The sequence below is a fragment of the Trinickia soli genome, assembly GCF_002879855.1.
In the GTDB taxonomy this organism is placed as follows: domain Bacteria; phylum Pseudomonadota; class Gammaproteobacteria; order Burkholderiales; family Burkholderiaceae; genus Trinickia; species Trinickia soli.
Genome location: NZ_PNYB01000008.1, coordinates 112,680 through 126,094, shown reverse-complemented (window position 1 = coordinate 126,094; position 13,415 = coordinate 112,680). Strand labels below are relative to the sequence as shown.

Genomic DNA, 13,415 nt, shown 5'->3' with positions numbered 1-13,415 from the left:
GCGCGTCCCGTGCCGTGAAATCTGCGGCAAAGCATTAAGGATGTCCAACAGGGTGGAGACATGGAGATGACATCGACGACAACCAAGCCAGGGGAGATCGAAGTTCGCAAGCCTCCTCCTGTGCTGCCGCGTATTGCGAGGAGACTCAGGCGACTCACGCTTCTCGTTGTTCTGCTGGCCCTGTGGCAGTACGTGAGCACCTACGTCCTGGGCGACGTCACACGAACGCTGCTGCCACCTCCGTCCGCGATGTTCTCGGCGGCGCGGGAGCTGATCAGCTCGGGTGAACTCATGCGCAACCTGCGGGACAGCGTCGAACGCGAACTGGTGGCATTCGTGTGGGCGAGCATTGCGATTCCGATCGGCATTGCAATGAGTTGGTGGGCTCTTGTGGAAGAACAACTCGATCCTGTGCTCGAGATTCTGCGTCCGGTGCCACCGCTTGCCTGGATTCCACTGTCTATTTTGTGGTTCGGCATCGGCAACACGCAGAACGAGTTCATCATCTTCCTCGGCATCTTCTTCCCGATCCTGTTGAACACGATCACTGGCGTCAAAGGGATCGAGCCCAATCTGGTCCGCGCCGCACGGTGTCTGGGCGCACCCGAATGGAAGATCTTGTGGCGCGTGGTGCTCCGAGCGGCGCTGCCGCAGATCATGACGGGCGTGCGCATTGGCCTGGGTGTCGGCTGGATGGCGCTCGTCGCAGCCGAACTGGTGGGAGCGACCTCCGGCCTCGGTTTCATGATCAACGATGCGCGCACCGTGCTCAGGACCGATTACATCCTGGTCGGCATGGCAACGATCGGGTTGGTCGGTCTCCTTATCGATACCACGATACGACTGTCGATGCGCAAGTTGTTGCCGTGGTCGCGCGCCGGCCGATGAATTTCGCGAGGTCCCGATGGAGACGTGGAGACAAGCATGAGCGAAGTCAGAATCACCAACGTTAGCAAGGTGTACCCGGGCCACGACGCGCGCGATGAGCCCGTGCTCGCGCTGGACAACGTCAGCTTCGAGGTCCGCAACCATGAGTTCTGTTCCATTCTTGGGCACAGCGGCTGCGGCAAGACCACGCTGTTGAACATGCTGGCCGGCTTTGAAACGCCGACGCGCGGCGAGGTCGCGGTCGATGGACGGAAGGTCGGAAAGCCGACTTGGGAGCGGACCATCATCTTTCAGGATTACGCGCTGTTTCCATGGATGACGGTGGAACAGAACATCGCATTCGGCCTCGAGATGAAAAAAGTGCCGGTCAGTGAGCGGCCCGAGATCATACGCCGTCAGTTCGAGTTGGTGGGGCTGAGCGGCTTCGCCAAGCGCTATCCGCATCAGCTCTCCGGCGGAATGAAGCAACGCGTTTCGATCGCGCGCGCCCTTGCCGTCGATCCGAACGTACTGCTGATGGACGAGCCTTTTGCGGCGCTGGACGCTCAGAATCGTGCCTCCATGCAGGAGGAACTGGGCCGACTGCTCGCGACAAGCGATGCACAAAACAGAAAGACGATGGTCCTGGTCACCCACAGCATCGAGGAGGCGATCATTCTGTCGGATCGGATCATCGTGCTGACCCGCCGCCCGGGAAGAGTGAAGGCCAATATCGAAGTGGATCTGCCACGGCCGCGAAACGAAGCGGACCCGAGATTCATCGAGTTGAAGATGCATCTGCGTGATCTCATTCATGACGAGTTCGAGGTTGAACACTAAATGCGGGATGCACGCGGAGCATGTCGATGGATACGGGTCTGACAGGGAAAGTGGCCGTGTTGGCAGGTGCGGCGCGAGACGTCGTCACGCACATCGCCAAGCCGGGGCAATCGATCGCCGCGGATGGCAGGTTTGTGGTGAACTGAGCGATGACGCACCTGCTTGTCATCACGATGCTTGTCTCGATTGCGGGCGGCGTGATTCGCGGCATGACCGGCTTTGGCGGATCGTTGATCATGACGCCGCTGCTGAGCATGCTGTTCGACCCCAGGCGGGTCGTGCCGCCCGTGCTGCTGGTCGAGGCATTCGCCGCAGCGCCGATGCTGGCGAAAGCGGCCGGCCTCGCTCACTATCGCACCATCGCGCCGATTTGCCTCGCATCGTTCGTGACATTGCCATTAGGCGCCTACGTGCTCACGCATGCCGAGCCCCATGTGTTGCGGCGCGGTATCGCGATCATGGTGCTCCTGTTCTCCGCGGTGCTGTTCAGCGGCGTGCGCTATCGCGGGCCTCGGCCGGTGGCGTTATCCGCGGGGCTCGGCGGCGTGTGTGGCGTAATGCTCGGGGCCACTGGTATCGGCGCGCCACCCGTGATCCTGTATCTGCTCTCGGGACCAGATCCGATCGCAGTGACACGTGCGAATCTGACGCTATGCGTCGCGGCGATTTCACTCGCTGCTCTTGCGATCCTGTGGATGCAAGGCGCGTTGTATCTCGAGGGTCCGTTGTCGCCCCTGGTGATGGCGCCGTGCTTTTACGGCGGAATAGTGATCGGCACGCATCTGTTCGTCCACGCGAGCGAGCGCGCTTTGCGGCAAGTCGCGCTGGTCTTGCTGATGAGCGTGTCCGCTGTTGCGCTCCTCAAGTGACGATGCAATGCGCACCATCAATCGATAGAACTTCACCGGAGGGGGCATGGAGCTCAATGGCAAGACAGTACTCGTGACCGGTGCCGGCAGCGGCATCGGAGCAGAGATCGCGCGAGCGTGCGCGCAGGCCGGTGCCAAGGTTTGCGCGGCGGACATCGATCTGGGCAGCGCAGAGCGCGTGGTCGGCGAACTTGGACTGGCGCCGGACTCGGCCATCGCTCTGCGTGTCGATGTGACTTCCGAAGACGAGGTCGAGCGCGGTGTCGACACCGCAGCGCAGGCACTGGGCGGCATCGACGTCCTCGTCAGCAACGCTGGTTTGCAGCATCTGGACGAGATCGCAGACGTATCGTTCGAGGACTGGAAGCGCATTCTGGCGGTTCACCTGGACGGCGCCTTTCTGATGACGCGTGCCTGTCTGCGCCATATGCGCGCGCAAAAGCGCGGCGGGACTATCCTGTTGATGGGATCGGTCCACTCGAAGGAAGCCTCGGAGCAGAAGGGCCCGTACGTCGCAGCCAAACACGGGTTGCTTGGATTGTGTCGCGTCGTGGCAAAGGAAGAGGCTGCTCATGGCGTGCGAGCCAATCTGATTTGCCCTGGGTTTGTGCGCACCCCGCTCGTCGAGCGTCAGATTCCGCAGCTCGCGCGCGATCGAGGCATCAGCGAAGACGCCGTGATACGGGACGTGATGTTGCGCACGACTGTCGACGGCGAGTTCACGACGCCTGCAGACATCGCCCGCGTCGCAGTCTTTCTGGCGAGCTTTCCAACCAATGCATTGACGGGACAGTCGATCGTCGTCAGCCATGGCTGGCATATGGCCTAATGGGGTTACCGGAGAGGCATCGTGGCATCAGCACAGACCGAACAGACAGCGCAACATGCAGACATCGATGAACTTCTTGCGCGTGCGCGCACCGCGCAACGCATCTACGAGAACTATTCTCAGGAGCAAGTCGATGAAGTCGTCACCGCGGCTGGCTGGGCAATCGTCGAGCCGCAGCACAACCAGGAATTGGCCGAACTCGCGGTGCGCGACACCGGCCTTGGCAACGTAGCCGACAAGATCGTCAAGAATCGCCGCAAGACGATGGGTCTGTTGCGGGATTTGCGCAACGCCAAGTCTGTCGGCGTGATTGCGATATTGCCGGACAAGGGCCTCGTGGAAATCGCGCGCCCGGTGGGGGTGGTGGCCGCCATTACGCCTTCGACCAATCCGGCGGCCACGCCGGCCAACAAGATCATCAATGCCTTGAAGGGGCGCAACGCGATCATCGTGTCGCCGTCCCCAAAGGGACACAGCACCAGTGCGCGTTTGATCGGGTTCATTCATGCCGAACTCGACCGCGTCGGCGCTCCGCGCGATCTCGTGCAGCAACTCCCGGCGCCGGTATCCAAGGCGGCTACCGCGGAACTGATGGCCCGCGCCGATCTGCTTGTCGTGACCGGTTCGCAGAACAACGTCCGCGGCGCGTATTCGAGCGGCACGCCAGCGATAGGGGTAGGCGCGGGCAATGTGGCCACGATCATCGACGAAACCGCGAATCTGGCCGATGCCGCGCTGAAGATCAGGCTATCGAAGACGTTTGACAACGCGACGAGTTGCTCTTCGGAGAACAGCGCGGTGATCGTCGACTCGGTTTATGAGGCGATGCTCGAGCAATTCAGGCAGCAGGGCGCGGTGGTGCTCTCCCCAGCGGACAAAGAGCGCTTGCAATCGACGATGTGGCCGGACGGCAAGCTCTCATCGCAGGTGACCGCGAAATCGGCACCTGAAATCGCCGCGCTCGCGGGCCTTAGGGGTCCGGGGTTCGCGCGGTGCTCGTGTCTGCTGGTGGAAGAGACCGGTGTCGGAGAAAGCCATCCCTTTTCGGGCGAAAAGCTCTCGCCCGTTCTCACGCTATACCGCGTGCACGACTTCGACGAAGCGATGGAACGCGTGCGCGAAATCTACCAATATCAGGGCGCGGGGCACTCCATCGGCATCCACAGCGCCGACGATGCCAGACCGCTTCGCCTGGGATTGACCATGCCCGCGTGCCGAATCATCGTCAATCAGGCGCATTGTTTCGCGACCGGTGGCAGCTTCGACAATGGCTTGCCGTTTTCGTTGTCGATGGGATGCGGCACGTGGGGAAGGAATAGCATTTCCGACAACTTGAATTATCGGCACTATCTGAACATTACCCGCATTTCGTGGTCTATCCCGCCCCAGGAGCCGACGGAAGAGGAACTGTTTGGCGCGTACCGGGAAAAATTCGGGATCCAGGCTTGATAGACATTCGATTCGAGCTCAATTTACCGGGCCGCTGGAATGGACGCGCATTGCAATTCGGCGGCGGCGGTTACAGCGGAGTGGTCGTGACGGGGACGGGGCGATGCCGTTTTCGCCGGACGGTGCGCCGCTCGCGCGCGGCTATGCGACGTTCGGCGACGACTCCGGGCATAACGGCAGTGCGTCGCAAGCGAACTTCGGATTGCTTGACGAGGCGGTGTCGAACTTCGGGTATGCACACTTGAAAAAGGTGCATGACGTTGCGCTCGCGCTGATCGAGCGCGGCTACGGACGCAGGCCTGAGCTTATGCGGCTCGAGGGGTGGGCGCGAAGGCTACACGGTGATCCAACGCCATCCCGACGACTACGACGGCGTAGTGGCGAATGTGCCGGCGTTGAACTTCTCAGGGCTGCGGCTGATTGGCCTGCGGATCGGGCAGGACGAATACAGCGAGCAGCACCGGCGACAGATGCCCCCCGGTGTGCCGTCGCCCTGCCGCTCCAACGGGTGCAAAAGGGAACGCGCTGGACAAGCATGCTCGGTCTCGCGCATTCTCAGCAGCCGCTTCCCCGGCCCGCATTCGTGCCGAACGGGTACTTGTTTTCTCAGGGCGATGCTTACATCAAGTATTTCGTCACGCATGACCCGACGTTCGATTCGGCGCACTTCGATGTCATGCGGCCGGGACGTCACCGTCAACAAGTGGTCTGGCTGTCGGAGACGATCGGTGCGGCTCGACGATTGGGTCACGCACGGGGTTGCGCCGGAGACGCTGGTTGTGACCGATATCGCGCAGGCCACCAACGGGCGCACGCGCCGTTGTGCAGGTATCCGGCGTTTCCGCGGTATGTCGGGAAAGGGGAAGCCGATCGGGCCGGTAGTTTTGTTTGTGCGCGGGAGTGAGGCCATCCGCGTCTCTTGGGGGGCTCTGGCCGCCTGGCTACAACTGGAATCGAAATATTGACGACCGGTCGACCCTGAAAATCAGGGAAATGTGCGTCCAACTGATCAGCCGATAGCCATGTTCTTCCAAGTATTTGTATATTTCAGAGTTGATCACATCCCTGATGGAAAAGGACACACTTTCGACGATGATGATTTTTGGTTTGTATCGATCGATGTTAATCGATCGCAACACGTGGAAATCGTGCCCCTCCGCGTCGATCGAAAGCAGATCGATTTCCTGGTTCGAGTAACGGCTATGTTCCAACACATCGTCGAGCGTGGTTGTCTCGACGTTGCGGACCGATATCGGAGCCTGGGGGTCGGCGGCGGCCGTTGCAGGCTCCAAGGTCGAGGTGAGCCCATACTTGGAAAAACTGTATGCCTGTTTAATTGTTTTCTCGCTTGAAATTGCCGCGCAAACATTGACATCCGAAGACCTGGCGAGCTTGAATGCTTCAATCTTTATCGGATCCATGTCGATGTTGATGCCACGCCATCCGCGTTTATGCAAGGCGTAGGTATTTGAAAATTTTATGGGATGGTATGCGCCTACATCTACGTAGACGCCGTTGTTGTAGGCCGGGTCGATTATCTCACGTAGTACCGCGTCTTCGCCGAATTGAGAATAGTACAGGCGCGCGACACGCGTAATCCATGTTTTCCGAACCAACCAAAGAAAATGCCCGGCATCTTTGAATTTCTTCATAACAATGCGTACCGCCGGAGTCGATCGATGGCGATAGACTAGCTTATTTCAATCTGATTTCAAGGATGCATTTCGGACAATGATAATTGTCGGATCATCACAAGAAAATGGATGGTTGTATGGCGGGTGGATCTGAGCCATTGATTCCCGTTGATTGTTCGAACATTGCCGTCTTCTCGTGATTAGCGTCTTTTGTTCGCTAGCGCACGTAAGAAGAGGATGTGAACGATTTACCGGTTATTCGTCAGCGCATGCCTGAACGTGAGCGTGTCGGCGCGCGATCCATGGCTCGCCGACACGGCCGCTGTCTTCACTTCGTCCAGAGCACTGCATGGGAATGGCCGTTTGATGTCAACGCATCTCCCACCACGTCTCCCTTGTCGTTGATCCCGAGCGCTTCACTGAAAACGCCACCGGGCAGCGCGCCAAGATCCTTCATCACCCCGTTCGAATACAAGAAGGCATGGTTGGATGACCCGGAGTTGTCCGCGACGCCGACAACGTCGCCTCTCTCGTTGATCCCCATAGCGACGCTGTAGGTACCGCCAGGGAGCGTTCCAAGGTCGATCATCTGCCCCTGCCGATACAGAAAGGCATGCTGTGCCCCGCCGGCGTTGTCCGCGTAGCCGACAATTTCACCGCTATTGTTCGCCGCCAGTGCTTGGCTGAATGTCCCGCCGGGAAGCGTCCCTAGGTCCGCCATCACACCGTTGTTGTAGGAAAACGCGTGCGTGGTGTGCGGCGCTCCGGTCACGATGCTCGAGGAACCGACAACGCGTCCGCGGCTGTCGATCCCTGTCGCCTCGCTGCTGTCGCCGCCGGGTAGGGTGCCAAGGTCGCCCATGACGCCGTTCTCGAACAGAAAGGCGTGCTGTAGCCCGCTGGCGGCATCGGCGAAACCGACGATCTGTCCGCGATTGTTGATCCCGGCAGCCTGGCTGCCAAGGCCGCCGGGAAGTGTGCCCAGGTCGGTCATGACGCCTTTGTCATAAATGAACGCGTGGCGTGGGCCGGCGAGACCACGCATGGTCGAGAAGCCGACGATCTGGCCGCGTTCGTTGATCGCCAAAGCCTGGCTCACGGTGCCGCCGGGCAGGGCGCCGAGATCGGTCATTACGCCTTTGTCGAGCACAAATGCATGAAATTGCCGGTGAGGCGGGCTGAACGGAATGACCCCGGTCGTCGTGATGGAATAGTTGGAATAGCCGACTATCTGGCCACGATTATTGATGGCGGTAGCGTAGCTATTGGGCCCGTCGGGCAACGTGCCTAGGTCATGGATGGTGAGCGTTTGGGCGATAGCCGGTGGTGATGCGGCGGCGGCTAATACCGCGAAAACAGCAAGCGTTCGGGCAACGTAGCGTCTTGCCGATTGCCGCGACGGTGTCGCTGTAGCCGGCGTGGAATCGGGCAAGCCGAGGTAGACCGCGAATCGTGAGCGAGCAGCCATGTGTTAGCTCCTTGATCGTGAACAGGCTCTGAAGTACCCCGTCTTCAGGACGACGTGGTCCACAAGTCGTGTCCGATCCGACTCAGTGGCTGTTCGCTATCTAACGAACACGGTGTGACGGGGCTTAACCGGAGCAGCTGATGCGAGCAACATGCCAGCTTCGGCGGCACGTGAGAGAGCGTGGTGCCGCTGATGCTTCGATGTCGGATTCCGCGCAGAAAGCACGGGTTTTGTTGCAGGGGCGAAAACATTGGATCGAGCAGTAGGCCTCGTCGACGCCGCAGTCCACCGGCATGAATATCCCGGGACCTCGAGACGCCGCGTGTGAGCGAAAGATTGCGCGTTGAATCGATAGCTGCGATGCCCGGGGGGAGGTGAATATGTTTCAGTCCTGAATCACGGCGGCTGCGCGTCAGCAAACAGCCATTCGAGCGCCGTCAGCTCATTATTCCTGCAATCCCATTCTCCTCGCGTGCTACGATGAAAAGCCGGATGAGGGGAGGTAAGCAATGGACGTGGACGAATTCAGGCCATATCGCGGTTACTTCTATCGAGTGTCTGCAAGTTTCGGGCAAGACGGCCAGTGGCGCGGCACGATCGATATTCTTCGACGTCATTGGGACGGCACCGTCGAAACCGTGATTTCGAAGATGGACGTGCCGGGCACGTTCGTCTCCGAGGAATTGGCCCTGGCGGCCTCGGACGCCTACTGTCACGTTCTCATCGACGAGGCGAAATTTCCGAAGTAGTGGGTTTCAATACGACCACGTGGTGCCAGACAAAAAGGCAAAGAGCCTAGCGATCGTTCATCTGGTATCGATGATCGGCGTCAATTGATCTTTCAGCACTCGATGCGAGGTGCGGCTTGGTACAAGGGGCAGCGTGGAGAAGCCTCATATAGACATCCACATAATGCTGCGCCATCAATTGCGCACTGAAACGGCGGCAGAAATGCTCGCGGATCAGCGGGCGCGAGAGCGCATCGAGTTTTGTCAGGGCATCGACAGCCCCGGGAACATCGTCGACGATATAGCCCGTTACCCCGTGTTCGATCACCTCCGGCACCGAGCCGCGGTTAAACGCAATCACCGGGGTGCCGCACGCCAGTGCCTCTATCATCACCAGGCCAAATGGCTCCGGCCAATCGATCGGGAACAGCAACGCCTTGGCGCCTGACAGAAATGCGCACTTCTGAGCTTCGTCGATCTCCCCGACGAATTCGACATGCGGTGCCGACAGCAAAGGCTCGATCACTGTCGTGAAGTAAGCCTGGTCAGCTTTGTCCACTTTGGCGGCAACTTTCAGCGGCAGACCGGCTTGCGCCGCGATCTCGATGGCCAGATCCAGGCGCTTCTCCGGACAGATGCGACCGAGGAACGCGAGATAGCCTGGCTGCAGTTCGGGATGTGGCGTCAGCAGACTGTCGGGCAGGCCGTGATAGATCGTGGCAAGCCAGTTGGCATGCGGTAATGGCAGGCGTTGTGCATTTGAAATGGATACCAGCGGCGCGTGCGGGAAAGCATCGAACACCGGTTTCAGCTCCGGCAGATCGAGGCGCCCATGGACCGTCGACAGAAACGGCACACCTGCTTCAGAAAAGAACGGAAAAGGCAGGTAGCTCAGATGGAAGTGCAACACGTCGAACTCGTGAGCGACGCGGCGCACCATTTCAAGCAACAGCAGATGCGGCGCAAAAGTGTCGCTGATGGTCGGGTCCAGACGCAACGCGCGGGGCCATGCCGGCTCCAGGTGCGCGGTCGTCTTCGAGTCGCCGCTGGCGAAGAGCGTGACCTCATGGCCGAGCTCGACGAGCGCGTCCGTGAGGTACGACACGACGCGTTCTGTTCCGCCATAGAGTTTCGGCGGAACGGCTTCATAAAGGGGGGCGATCTGTGCGATACGCATCGACGAAGCTTCCTTCTCGCGCCACTCGGGAACATCCGGCGCGAACAGTGGGGGCAGGGGCGCCGACAGTATTGGACAGGTGTCTGTTTCAGCGCAGCCATCTTTGCGGTCTTCCTCAACCAGCGTCCCGGACGCCCGGGACGCTGTCCGACCGATCACCCGTCACTTGAGCCGCATCGCGTTCTTGACCGATTTGACGCCACTGACCTGACGAGCCACCTCGACGGCCGTATTGATATCGGCCTGCGACCGGACAAAGCCACTCAGCTGCACGACACCCTTGAATGTCTCCACATTGATTTCGGCGGATTTCAGCGACGGCTCATTCAGGATGGCCGCCTTCACCTTGGTGGTGATGACGGAGTCGTCGACGTATTCGCCGGTTGCTTCATGGGTACGCGAACCCGCGCAGCCGAGGAAAAACGTCAGCAGAAACATCATGAAGAGTGCGTAAATGCGGTTGCGATTTGTCATTTCTTGCTCCATAGGTAAGCGCGGGTAAGCGCGGGTAAGCGCCGGTCAGGCACGCCAACCCGGCCCGATAGGCGCCGGAAAACGTGTTGCACACTCTATCGGCGTGGCCGATCCAAGTTCCGCGATCACGGGCGCGGCAGGCGCATCGCGGTGTGGCTCGATGACGTCGACGCGCTCACAGCCTGCCGAGCAGCAGCAGGACGACGACTATGACGAGGATGACACCGAGAATGCCGCTCGGTCCGTAACCCCATCCCCTGCTGTGTGGCCAAGTCGGGATCACTCCGATGAGCAGCAGCACCAAAACGATCAGAAGAATCATTCCCAGCGACATGTTGTTTCTCCTTTTACCGGTCCGATTTCGGAATGCCCCGTCAACGAAGCCTCTTTAAAGCCATTTTCACAAATGGGAGGCAGCAGGGTATGTTGCCGAGCACCCATATATGTTTTTGTAGTGCGCTCGAAAAGGGGACCGTTTGATCTAAGGCAATGCACCCGATGACGGGCTGGGGGACTGCGGCGATCGCAGCGGCCGATGAGAGCGCCCATTCGTCGGATAGGCCCTTACCGGCACAACTTTGACGTGTGTCAATGGCGAACCAAGCCGGTAGCCAATACTTTGATGGCAACGTTCACGAACTGAACGAGGTTGCCATGAAATTTGCGCTGGCTTTTCCCGCTGCGGCAGTCGCACTCGCGCTGTCCACTGCCACCTTGCATGCGCAAGGACCTGCCCAGTCAGTCACGGCGAGCCGGACCGACGTGGTTCAGTTGGCTTCCGGCTATCGAGCATCGAAGGTGCTCGGTGCCGCTGTGTACGACGACAGCAAGCACAAGATCGGCACGATCGACGATTTGATTGTGAGTCCGAAAGACAGCGTCACCTATGCAATTGTGTCGATCGGCGGATTTGCCGGCATCGGAAAACATCTCGTCGCGATGCCGTTCAGCAATCTGAAAATCGTCGACGAGCAGGTTCAACTGAGTGGGTTGACTAGCGACTCGCTGAAGGCAATGCCCGAATTCAGGTATGCATCACCGTGATTCGCAGAGCAACGATACGGCATCACATGCGGCCGACAATGTTTGAGGCGTGTACGTCGATAGTCGCTTTCCTCATGGGCGACGAAACGTTGCATGTATGCCAGCACGAGACGTGCTCGAATCGAGCGCGTCGATTGGCCCGTATGACGGCGGGCGATCGCAGGCGAAGCGCTCGGCGCTCTGGCCCGGAACCGTGTCAGATCGGCGCACGCGTCGCACCGTCAAGCATGCCCGGCGAAGCTTGCCGGCATATCGCGAAATGCACACAGGAGTTGATCATGACACCCGTTTCTCCCTCTTACGAACCGTCGAGCGGCGGTAGCGGCGCCCGGATCATCGGTCGCGCCACCAGCAGTGGCGGGCCCGGCCCGGCTTGCATGTTGGCCGATACGTTGATTGGTGACAAGGTGATTTCGTCTGATGGCAAGGATGTTGGAAAGATCGACGACATCATGCTGGACGTACGCGGCGGGCGGATCGCGTATGCCGTGCTGTCTTGCGGGGGCTTTCTCGGGATGGGCGACAAGCTTTTGGCCGTGCCGTGGGAGGCACTCATCCTGGATACCGACGAGAAATGTTTCCGGCTCGACGCTACGGAAGATCGGATCAAGAGCGCATCCGGATTCGACAAGGACCATTGGCCCGCGATGGCCGACTCGCAATGGGGTCACGGGGCTGATCAATACAAGCCGCCGCTGTAACGGTGAGGCAAACAAGCCGAGCCGGTTCCGGCATGGTCGCGCCAGCGGGGGGCGCGACAAGCGGCGAGCGGAGGCTGTTTCTCAAACCCTGCCGATCGCGACGGGCATCAGGTCGTTCGACTGGCAGTTGAATATGGAGCGTTCATCATGAACAAGGATCAAGTCAAGGGTGCCGCAACGCAGGTCAAGGGCAAGGTCAACGAGGTGGTTGGCCACGCAACGGGCGACAAGAAGCAGGAACTCAAGGGCGATGTCCAGCAGGCAGTCGGCGGAGCGCAAAGGAAACTCGGCGACGTCAAGGAAGCCGTCAAGGAGCAGACGAAAAAGCCGCGTTGACCGCTGCCGGTCGAGACAGAGCGATGCCGAGGCTCGCAATCCCGGCGAGCCGCCGGCTATGCAAGGCGGCGCTCATGGCGTCGGTGCTGATGGCGTGCTGCTTGCCATGCCCGGGCGTGCCGGCCAGCAGCGCGGACGATGCGGCCAACCTGCGCGAGACATACCAGAAGTTGATGCCCCGGCTTGAGCACAATCAGTTCGAGCGGCCGTTGTATCTGGATTCGGAGGAGTCGCCCTCCACGCTCAGGGGGGAAGTCTACGCGGTGATGGCTTATCCGTTCGCGACCTTGAACGCGGTGTTCGACGACCCGACGCAAGGCTCGAAGAACTGGTGCGACGTCATGATTCTGCACCCCAATATCAAGTACTGTCGTGCTACCAGCGGTGAGGGCGGCAATACTTTGGTCGTCAACGTCAGCAAGAAGGAAGTTGCCGAAGAACTCGGCACCACGTACGTGGTGCAATTCGAATACGACGCGGCGACCACCGGCCCGGGATACTTGCAGGTGAAGCTCCATGCGGACCGCGGACCATTGAGCACCCGGGATTATCAGATCGTCGTGGAAGCGGTGGAACTTGGCGGTGGCCGCACGTTCGTGCATCTCACGTATGCCTACAGCTACGGCGCGATCGGGCGTCTCGCGATGAAGGCCTATCTGGCCGCCTTTGCTCGCGGCAAGGTCGGCTTCACCGAGATCGACGATCCGTCCTCCGCTGCCCGGCCGGCATATATCGGCGGGATGCGTGGCCTGATGGAGCGCAACACGATGCGTTACTACCTGGCGGTCGAGGCCTATCTCGGCGCGTTGTCTGCCCCGCCCGACCAGCAATTCGTGCAACGACTGACCAACTGGTTCGACGCAAACGAACGATATCCGCTGCAACTGCACGAAATGGATCGGCAGGAGTACATGCAGATGAAATTCGACGAATACCGGCGCCAGCAGACAGGGCAGGCGCGCTCGGGAAATAGCGCGCAGCCTTAGCCGGGCACCTGTT

Annotated in this window: 15 protein-coding genes and 1 pseudogene; 11 read left to right on the top strand and 5 right to left on the bottom strand. The window is 59.9% G+C overall.

The genetic code is table 11. The annotated features are described in order from the left end of the window. Positions 1–66 precede the first annotated feature (66 nt). The 6 genes and pseudogenes from C0Z19_RS11550 to C0Z19_RS11525 form a co-directional block, all read left to right on the top strand. Positions 67–888, top strand: coding sequence for an ABC transporter permease (locus tag C0Z19_RS11550; RefSeq protein WP_158242969.1), 822 nt, complete (start codon positions 67–69; stop codon positions 886–888). A gap of 36 nt (positions 889–924) precedes the next feature. Then, on the top strand, positions 925–1,707 hold the full coding sequence (locus C0Z19_RS11545; RefSeq protein ID WP_102609956.1) for an ABC transporter ATP-binding protein: 783 nt from the start codon (positions 925–927) through the stop codon (positions 1,705–1,707). A 149-nt stretch (positions 1,708–1,856) separates the two neighbouring features. Beyond that, positions 1,857–2,576, top strand: coding sequence for a sulfite exporter TauE/SafE family protein (locus tag C0Z19_RS11540; protein ID WP_102609955.1), 720 nt, complete (start codon positions 1,857–1,859; stop codon positions 2,574–2,576). 46 nt (positions 2,577–2,622) lie between these two features. Further along, on the top strand, positions 2,623–3,405 hold the full coding sequence (locus C0Z19_RS11535; protein WP_102609954.1) for a 3-hydroxybutyrate dehydrogenase: 783 nt from the start codon (positions 2,623–2,625) through the stop codon (positions 3,403–3,405). A 21-nt stretch (positions 3,406–3,426) separates the two neighbouring features. Continuing rightward, on the top strand, positions 3,427–4,854 hold the full coding sequence (gene sauS, locus C0Z19_RS11530; RefSeq protein ID WP_102609953.1) for an acylating sulfoacetaldehyde dehydrogenase: 1,428 nt from the start codon (positions 3,427–3,429) through the stop codon (positions 4,852–4,854). Then, positions 4,788–5,758, top strand: a pseudogene (locus C0Z19_RS11525) (tannase/feruloyl esterase family alpha/beta hydrolase); the annotation flags it as partial. The gene sauS and the pseudogene C0Z19_RS11525, both read left to right, overlap by 67 nt. 37 nt (positions 5,759–5,795) lie before the next feature. Here C0Z19_RS11525 and C0Z19_RS11520 read toward each other — a convergent pair. Then, complete coding sequence (locus tag C0Z19_RS11520) at positions 5,796–6,506, bottom strand: FkbM family methyltransferase (RefSeq protein ID WP_102609952.1); 711 nt, start codon at positions 6,504–6,506, stop codon at positions 5,796–5,798. A 310-nt stretch (positions 6,507–6,816) separates the two neighbouring features. Continuing rightward, on the bottom strand, positions 6,817–7,956 hold the full coding sequence (locus C0Z19_RS11515) for an HAF repeat-containing protein (RefSeq protein WP_102609951.1): 1,140 nt from the start codon (positions 7,954–7,956) through the stop codon (positions 6,817–6,819). Between the two features lie 509 nt (positions 7,957–8,465). Between C0Z19_RS11515 and C0Z19_RS11510 the strand changes: the two genes are divergently transcribed. Continuing rightward, positions 8,466–8,705, top strand: a complete 240-nt coding sequence (locus C0Z19_RS11510) for a hypothetical protein (protein ID WP_102609950.1) — start codon at positions 8,466–8,468, stop codon at positions 8,703–8,705. 46 nt (positions 8,706–8,751) lie between these two features. On the opposite strand, the gene C0Z19_RS11505 is transcribed toward C0Z19_RS11510, so the two are convergent. The 3 genes from C0Z19_RS11505 to C0Z19_RS11495 form a co-directional block, all read right to left on the bottom strand. Then, a complete protein-coding gene (locus tag C0Z19_RS11505; RefSeq protein ID WP_102609949.1) occupies positions 8,752–9,861 on the bottom strand; it encodes a glycosyltransferase family 4 protein in 1,110 nt (369 codons plus the stop codon). Positions 9,862–10,023: 162 nt separating this feature from the next. Then, complete coding sequence (locus tag C0Z19_RS11500) at positions 10,024–10,335, bottom strand: BON domain-containing protein (protein ID WP_102610087.1); 312 nt, start codon at positions 10,333–10,335, stop codon at positions 10,024–10,026. Positions 10,336–10,510: 175 nt separating this feature from the next. Then, positions 10,511–10,669, bottom strand: a complete 159-nt coding sequence (locus tag C0Z19_RS11495; protein WP_102609948.1) for a DUF3309 family protein — start codon at positions 10,667–10,669, stop codon at positions 10,511–10,513. Between the two features lie 320 nt (positions 10,670–10,989). On the opposite strand from C0Z19_RS11495, the gene C0Z19_RS11490 reads away from it, so the two are divergent. The 4 genes from C0Z19_RS11490 to C0Z19_RS11475 all read left to right on the top strand — a co-directional run bounded on the left by C0Z19_RS11490 (position 10,990) and on the right by C0Z19_RS11475 (position 13,402). Further along, positions 10,990–11,379: a PRC-barrel domain-containing protein gene (locus tag C0Z19_RS11490; RefSeq protein ID WP_102610086.1), complete on the top strand. Its 390-nt coding sequence runs from the start codon at positions 10,990–10,992 to the stop codon at positions 11,377–11,379. Between the two features lie 278 nt (positions 11,380–11,657). After that, positions 11,658–12,080, top strand: coding sequence for a PRC-barrel domain-containing protein (locus C0Z19_RS11485; protein WP_102610085.1), 423 nt, complete (start codon positions 11,658–11,660; stop codon positions 12,078–12,080). 147 nt (positions 12,081–12,227) lie between these two features. Next, positions 12,228–12,416, top strand: a complete 189-nt coding sequence (locus C0Z19_RS11480; protein WP_102609947.1) for a CsbD family protein — start codon at positions 12,228–12,230, stop codon at positions 12,414–12,416. A gap of 23 nt (positions 12,417–12,439) precedes the next feature. After that, entirely contained in the window at positions 12,440–13,402 is a 963-nt protein-coding gene (locus C0Z19_RS11475) for a hypothetical protein (RefSeq protein WP_102609946.1), read from the top strand. The last annotated feature ends 13 nt before the right edge of the window (positions 13,403–13,415 follow it).

What these genes read in the sequence shown, in the direction of transcription:
- C0Z19_RS11505 (WP_102609949.1), bottom strand. Translation starts at nt 9,861, where the DNA reads ATGCGTATCGCACAGATCGCCCCCCTTTATGAAGCCGTTCCGCCGAAA.
- C0Z19_RS11520 (WP_102609952.1), bottom strand. Translation starts at nt 6,506, where the DNA reads ATGAAGAAATTCAAAGATGCCGGGCATTTTCTTTGGTTGGTTCGGAAA.
- C0Z19_RS11545 (WP_102609956.1), top strand. Translation starts at nt 925, where the DNA reads ATGAGCGAAGTCAGAATCACCAACGTTAGCAAGGTGTACCCGGGCCAC.
- C0Z19_RS11500 (WP_102610087.1), bottom strand. Translation starts at nt 10,335, where the DNA reads ATGACAAATCGCAACCGCATTTACGCACTCTTCATGATGTTTCTGCTG.
- C0Z19_RS11475 (WP_102609946.1), top strand. Translation starts at nt 12,440, where the DNA reads ATGCCGAGGCTCGCAATCCCGGCGAGCCGCCGGCTATGCAAGGCGGCG.
- C0Z19_RS11535 (WP_102609954.1), top strand. Translation starts at nt 2,623, where the DNA reads ATGGAGCTCAATGGCAAGACAGTACTCGTGACCGGTGCCGGCAGCGGC.
- C0Z19_RS11490 (WP_102610086.1), top strand. Translation starts at nt 10,990, where the DNA reads ATGAAATTTGCGCTGGCTTTTCCCGCTGCGGCAGTCGCACTCGCGCTG.
- C0Z19_RS11480 (WP_102609947.1), top strand. Translation starts at nt 12,228, where the DNA reads ATGAACAAGGATCAAGTCAAGGGTGCCGCAACGCAGGTCAAGGGCAAG.
- C0Z19_RS11495 (WP_102609948.1), bottom strand. Translation starts at nt 10,669, where the DNA reads ATGTCGCTGGGAATGATTCTTCTGATCGTTTTGGTGCTGCTGCTCATC.
- C0Z19_RS11485 (WP_102610085.1), top strand. Translation starts at nt 11,658, where the DNA reads ATGACACCCGTTTCTCCCTCTTACGAACCGTCGAGCGGCGGTAGCGGC.
- C0Z19_RS11510 (WP_102609950.1), top strand. Translation starts at nt 8,466, where the DNA reads ATGGACGTGGACGAATTCAGGCCATATCGCGGTTACTTCTATCGAGTG.
- C0Z19_RS11540 (WP_102609955.1), top strand. Translation starts at nt 1,857, where the DNA reads ATGACGCACCTGCTTGTCATCACGATGCTTGTCTCGATTGCGGGCGGC.
- C0Z19_RS11515 (WP_102609951.1), bottom strand. Translation starts at nt 7,956, where the DNA reads ATGGCTGCTCGCTCACGATTCGCGGTCTACCTCGGCTTGCCCGATTCC.
- C0Z19_RS11550 (WP_158242969.1), top strand. Translation starts at nt 67, where the DNA reads ATGACATCGACGACAACCAAGCCAGGGGAGATCGAAGTTCGCAAGCCT.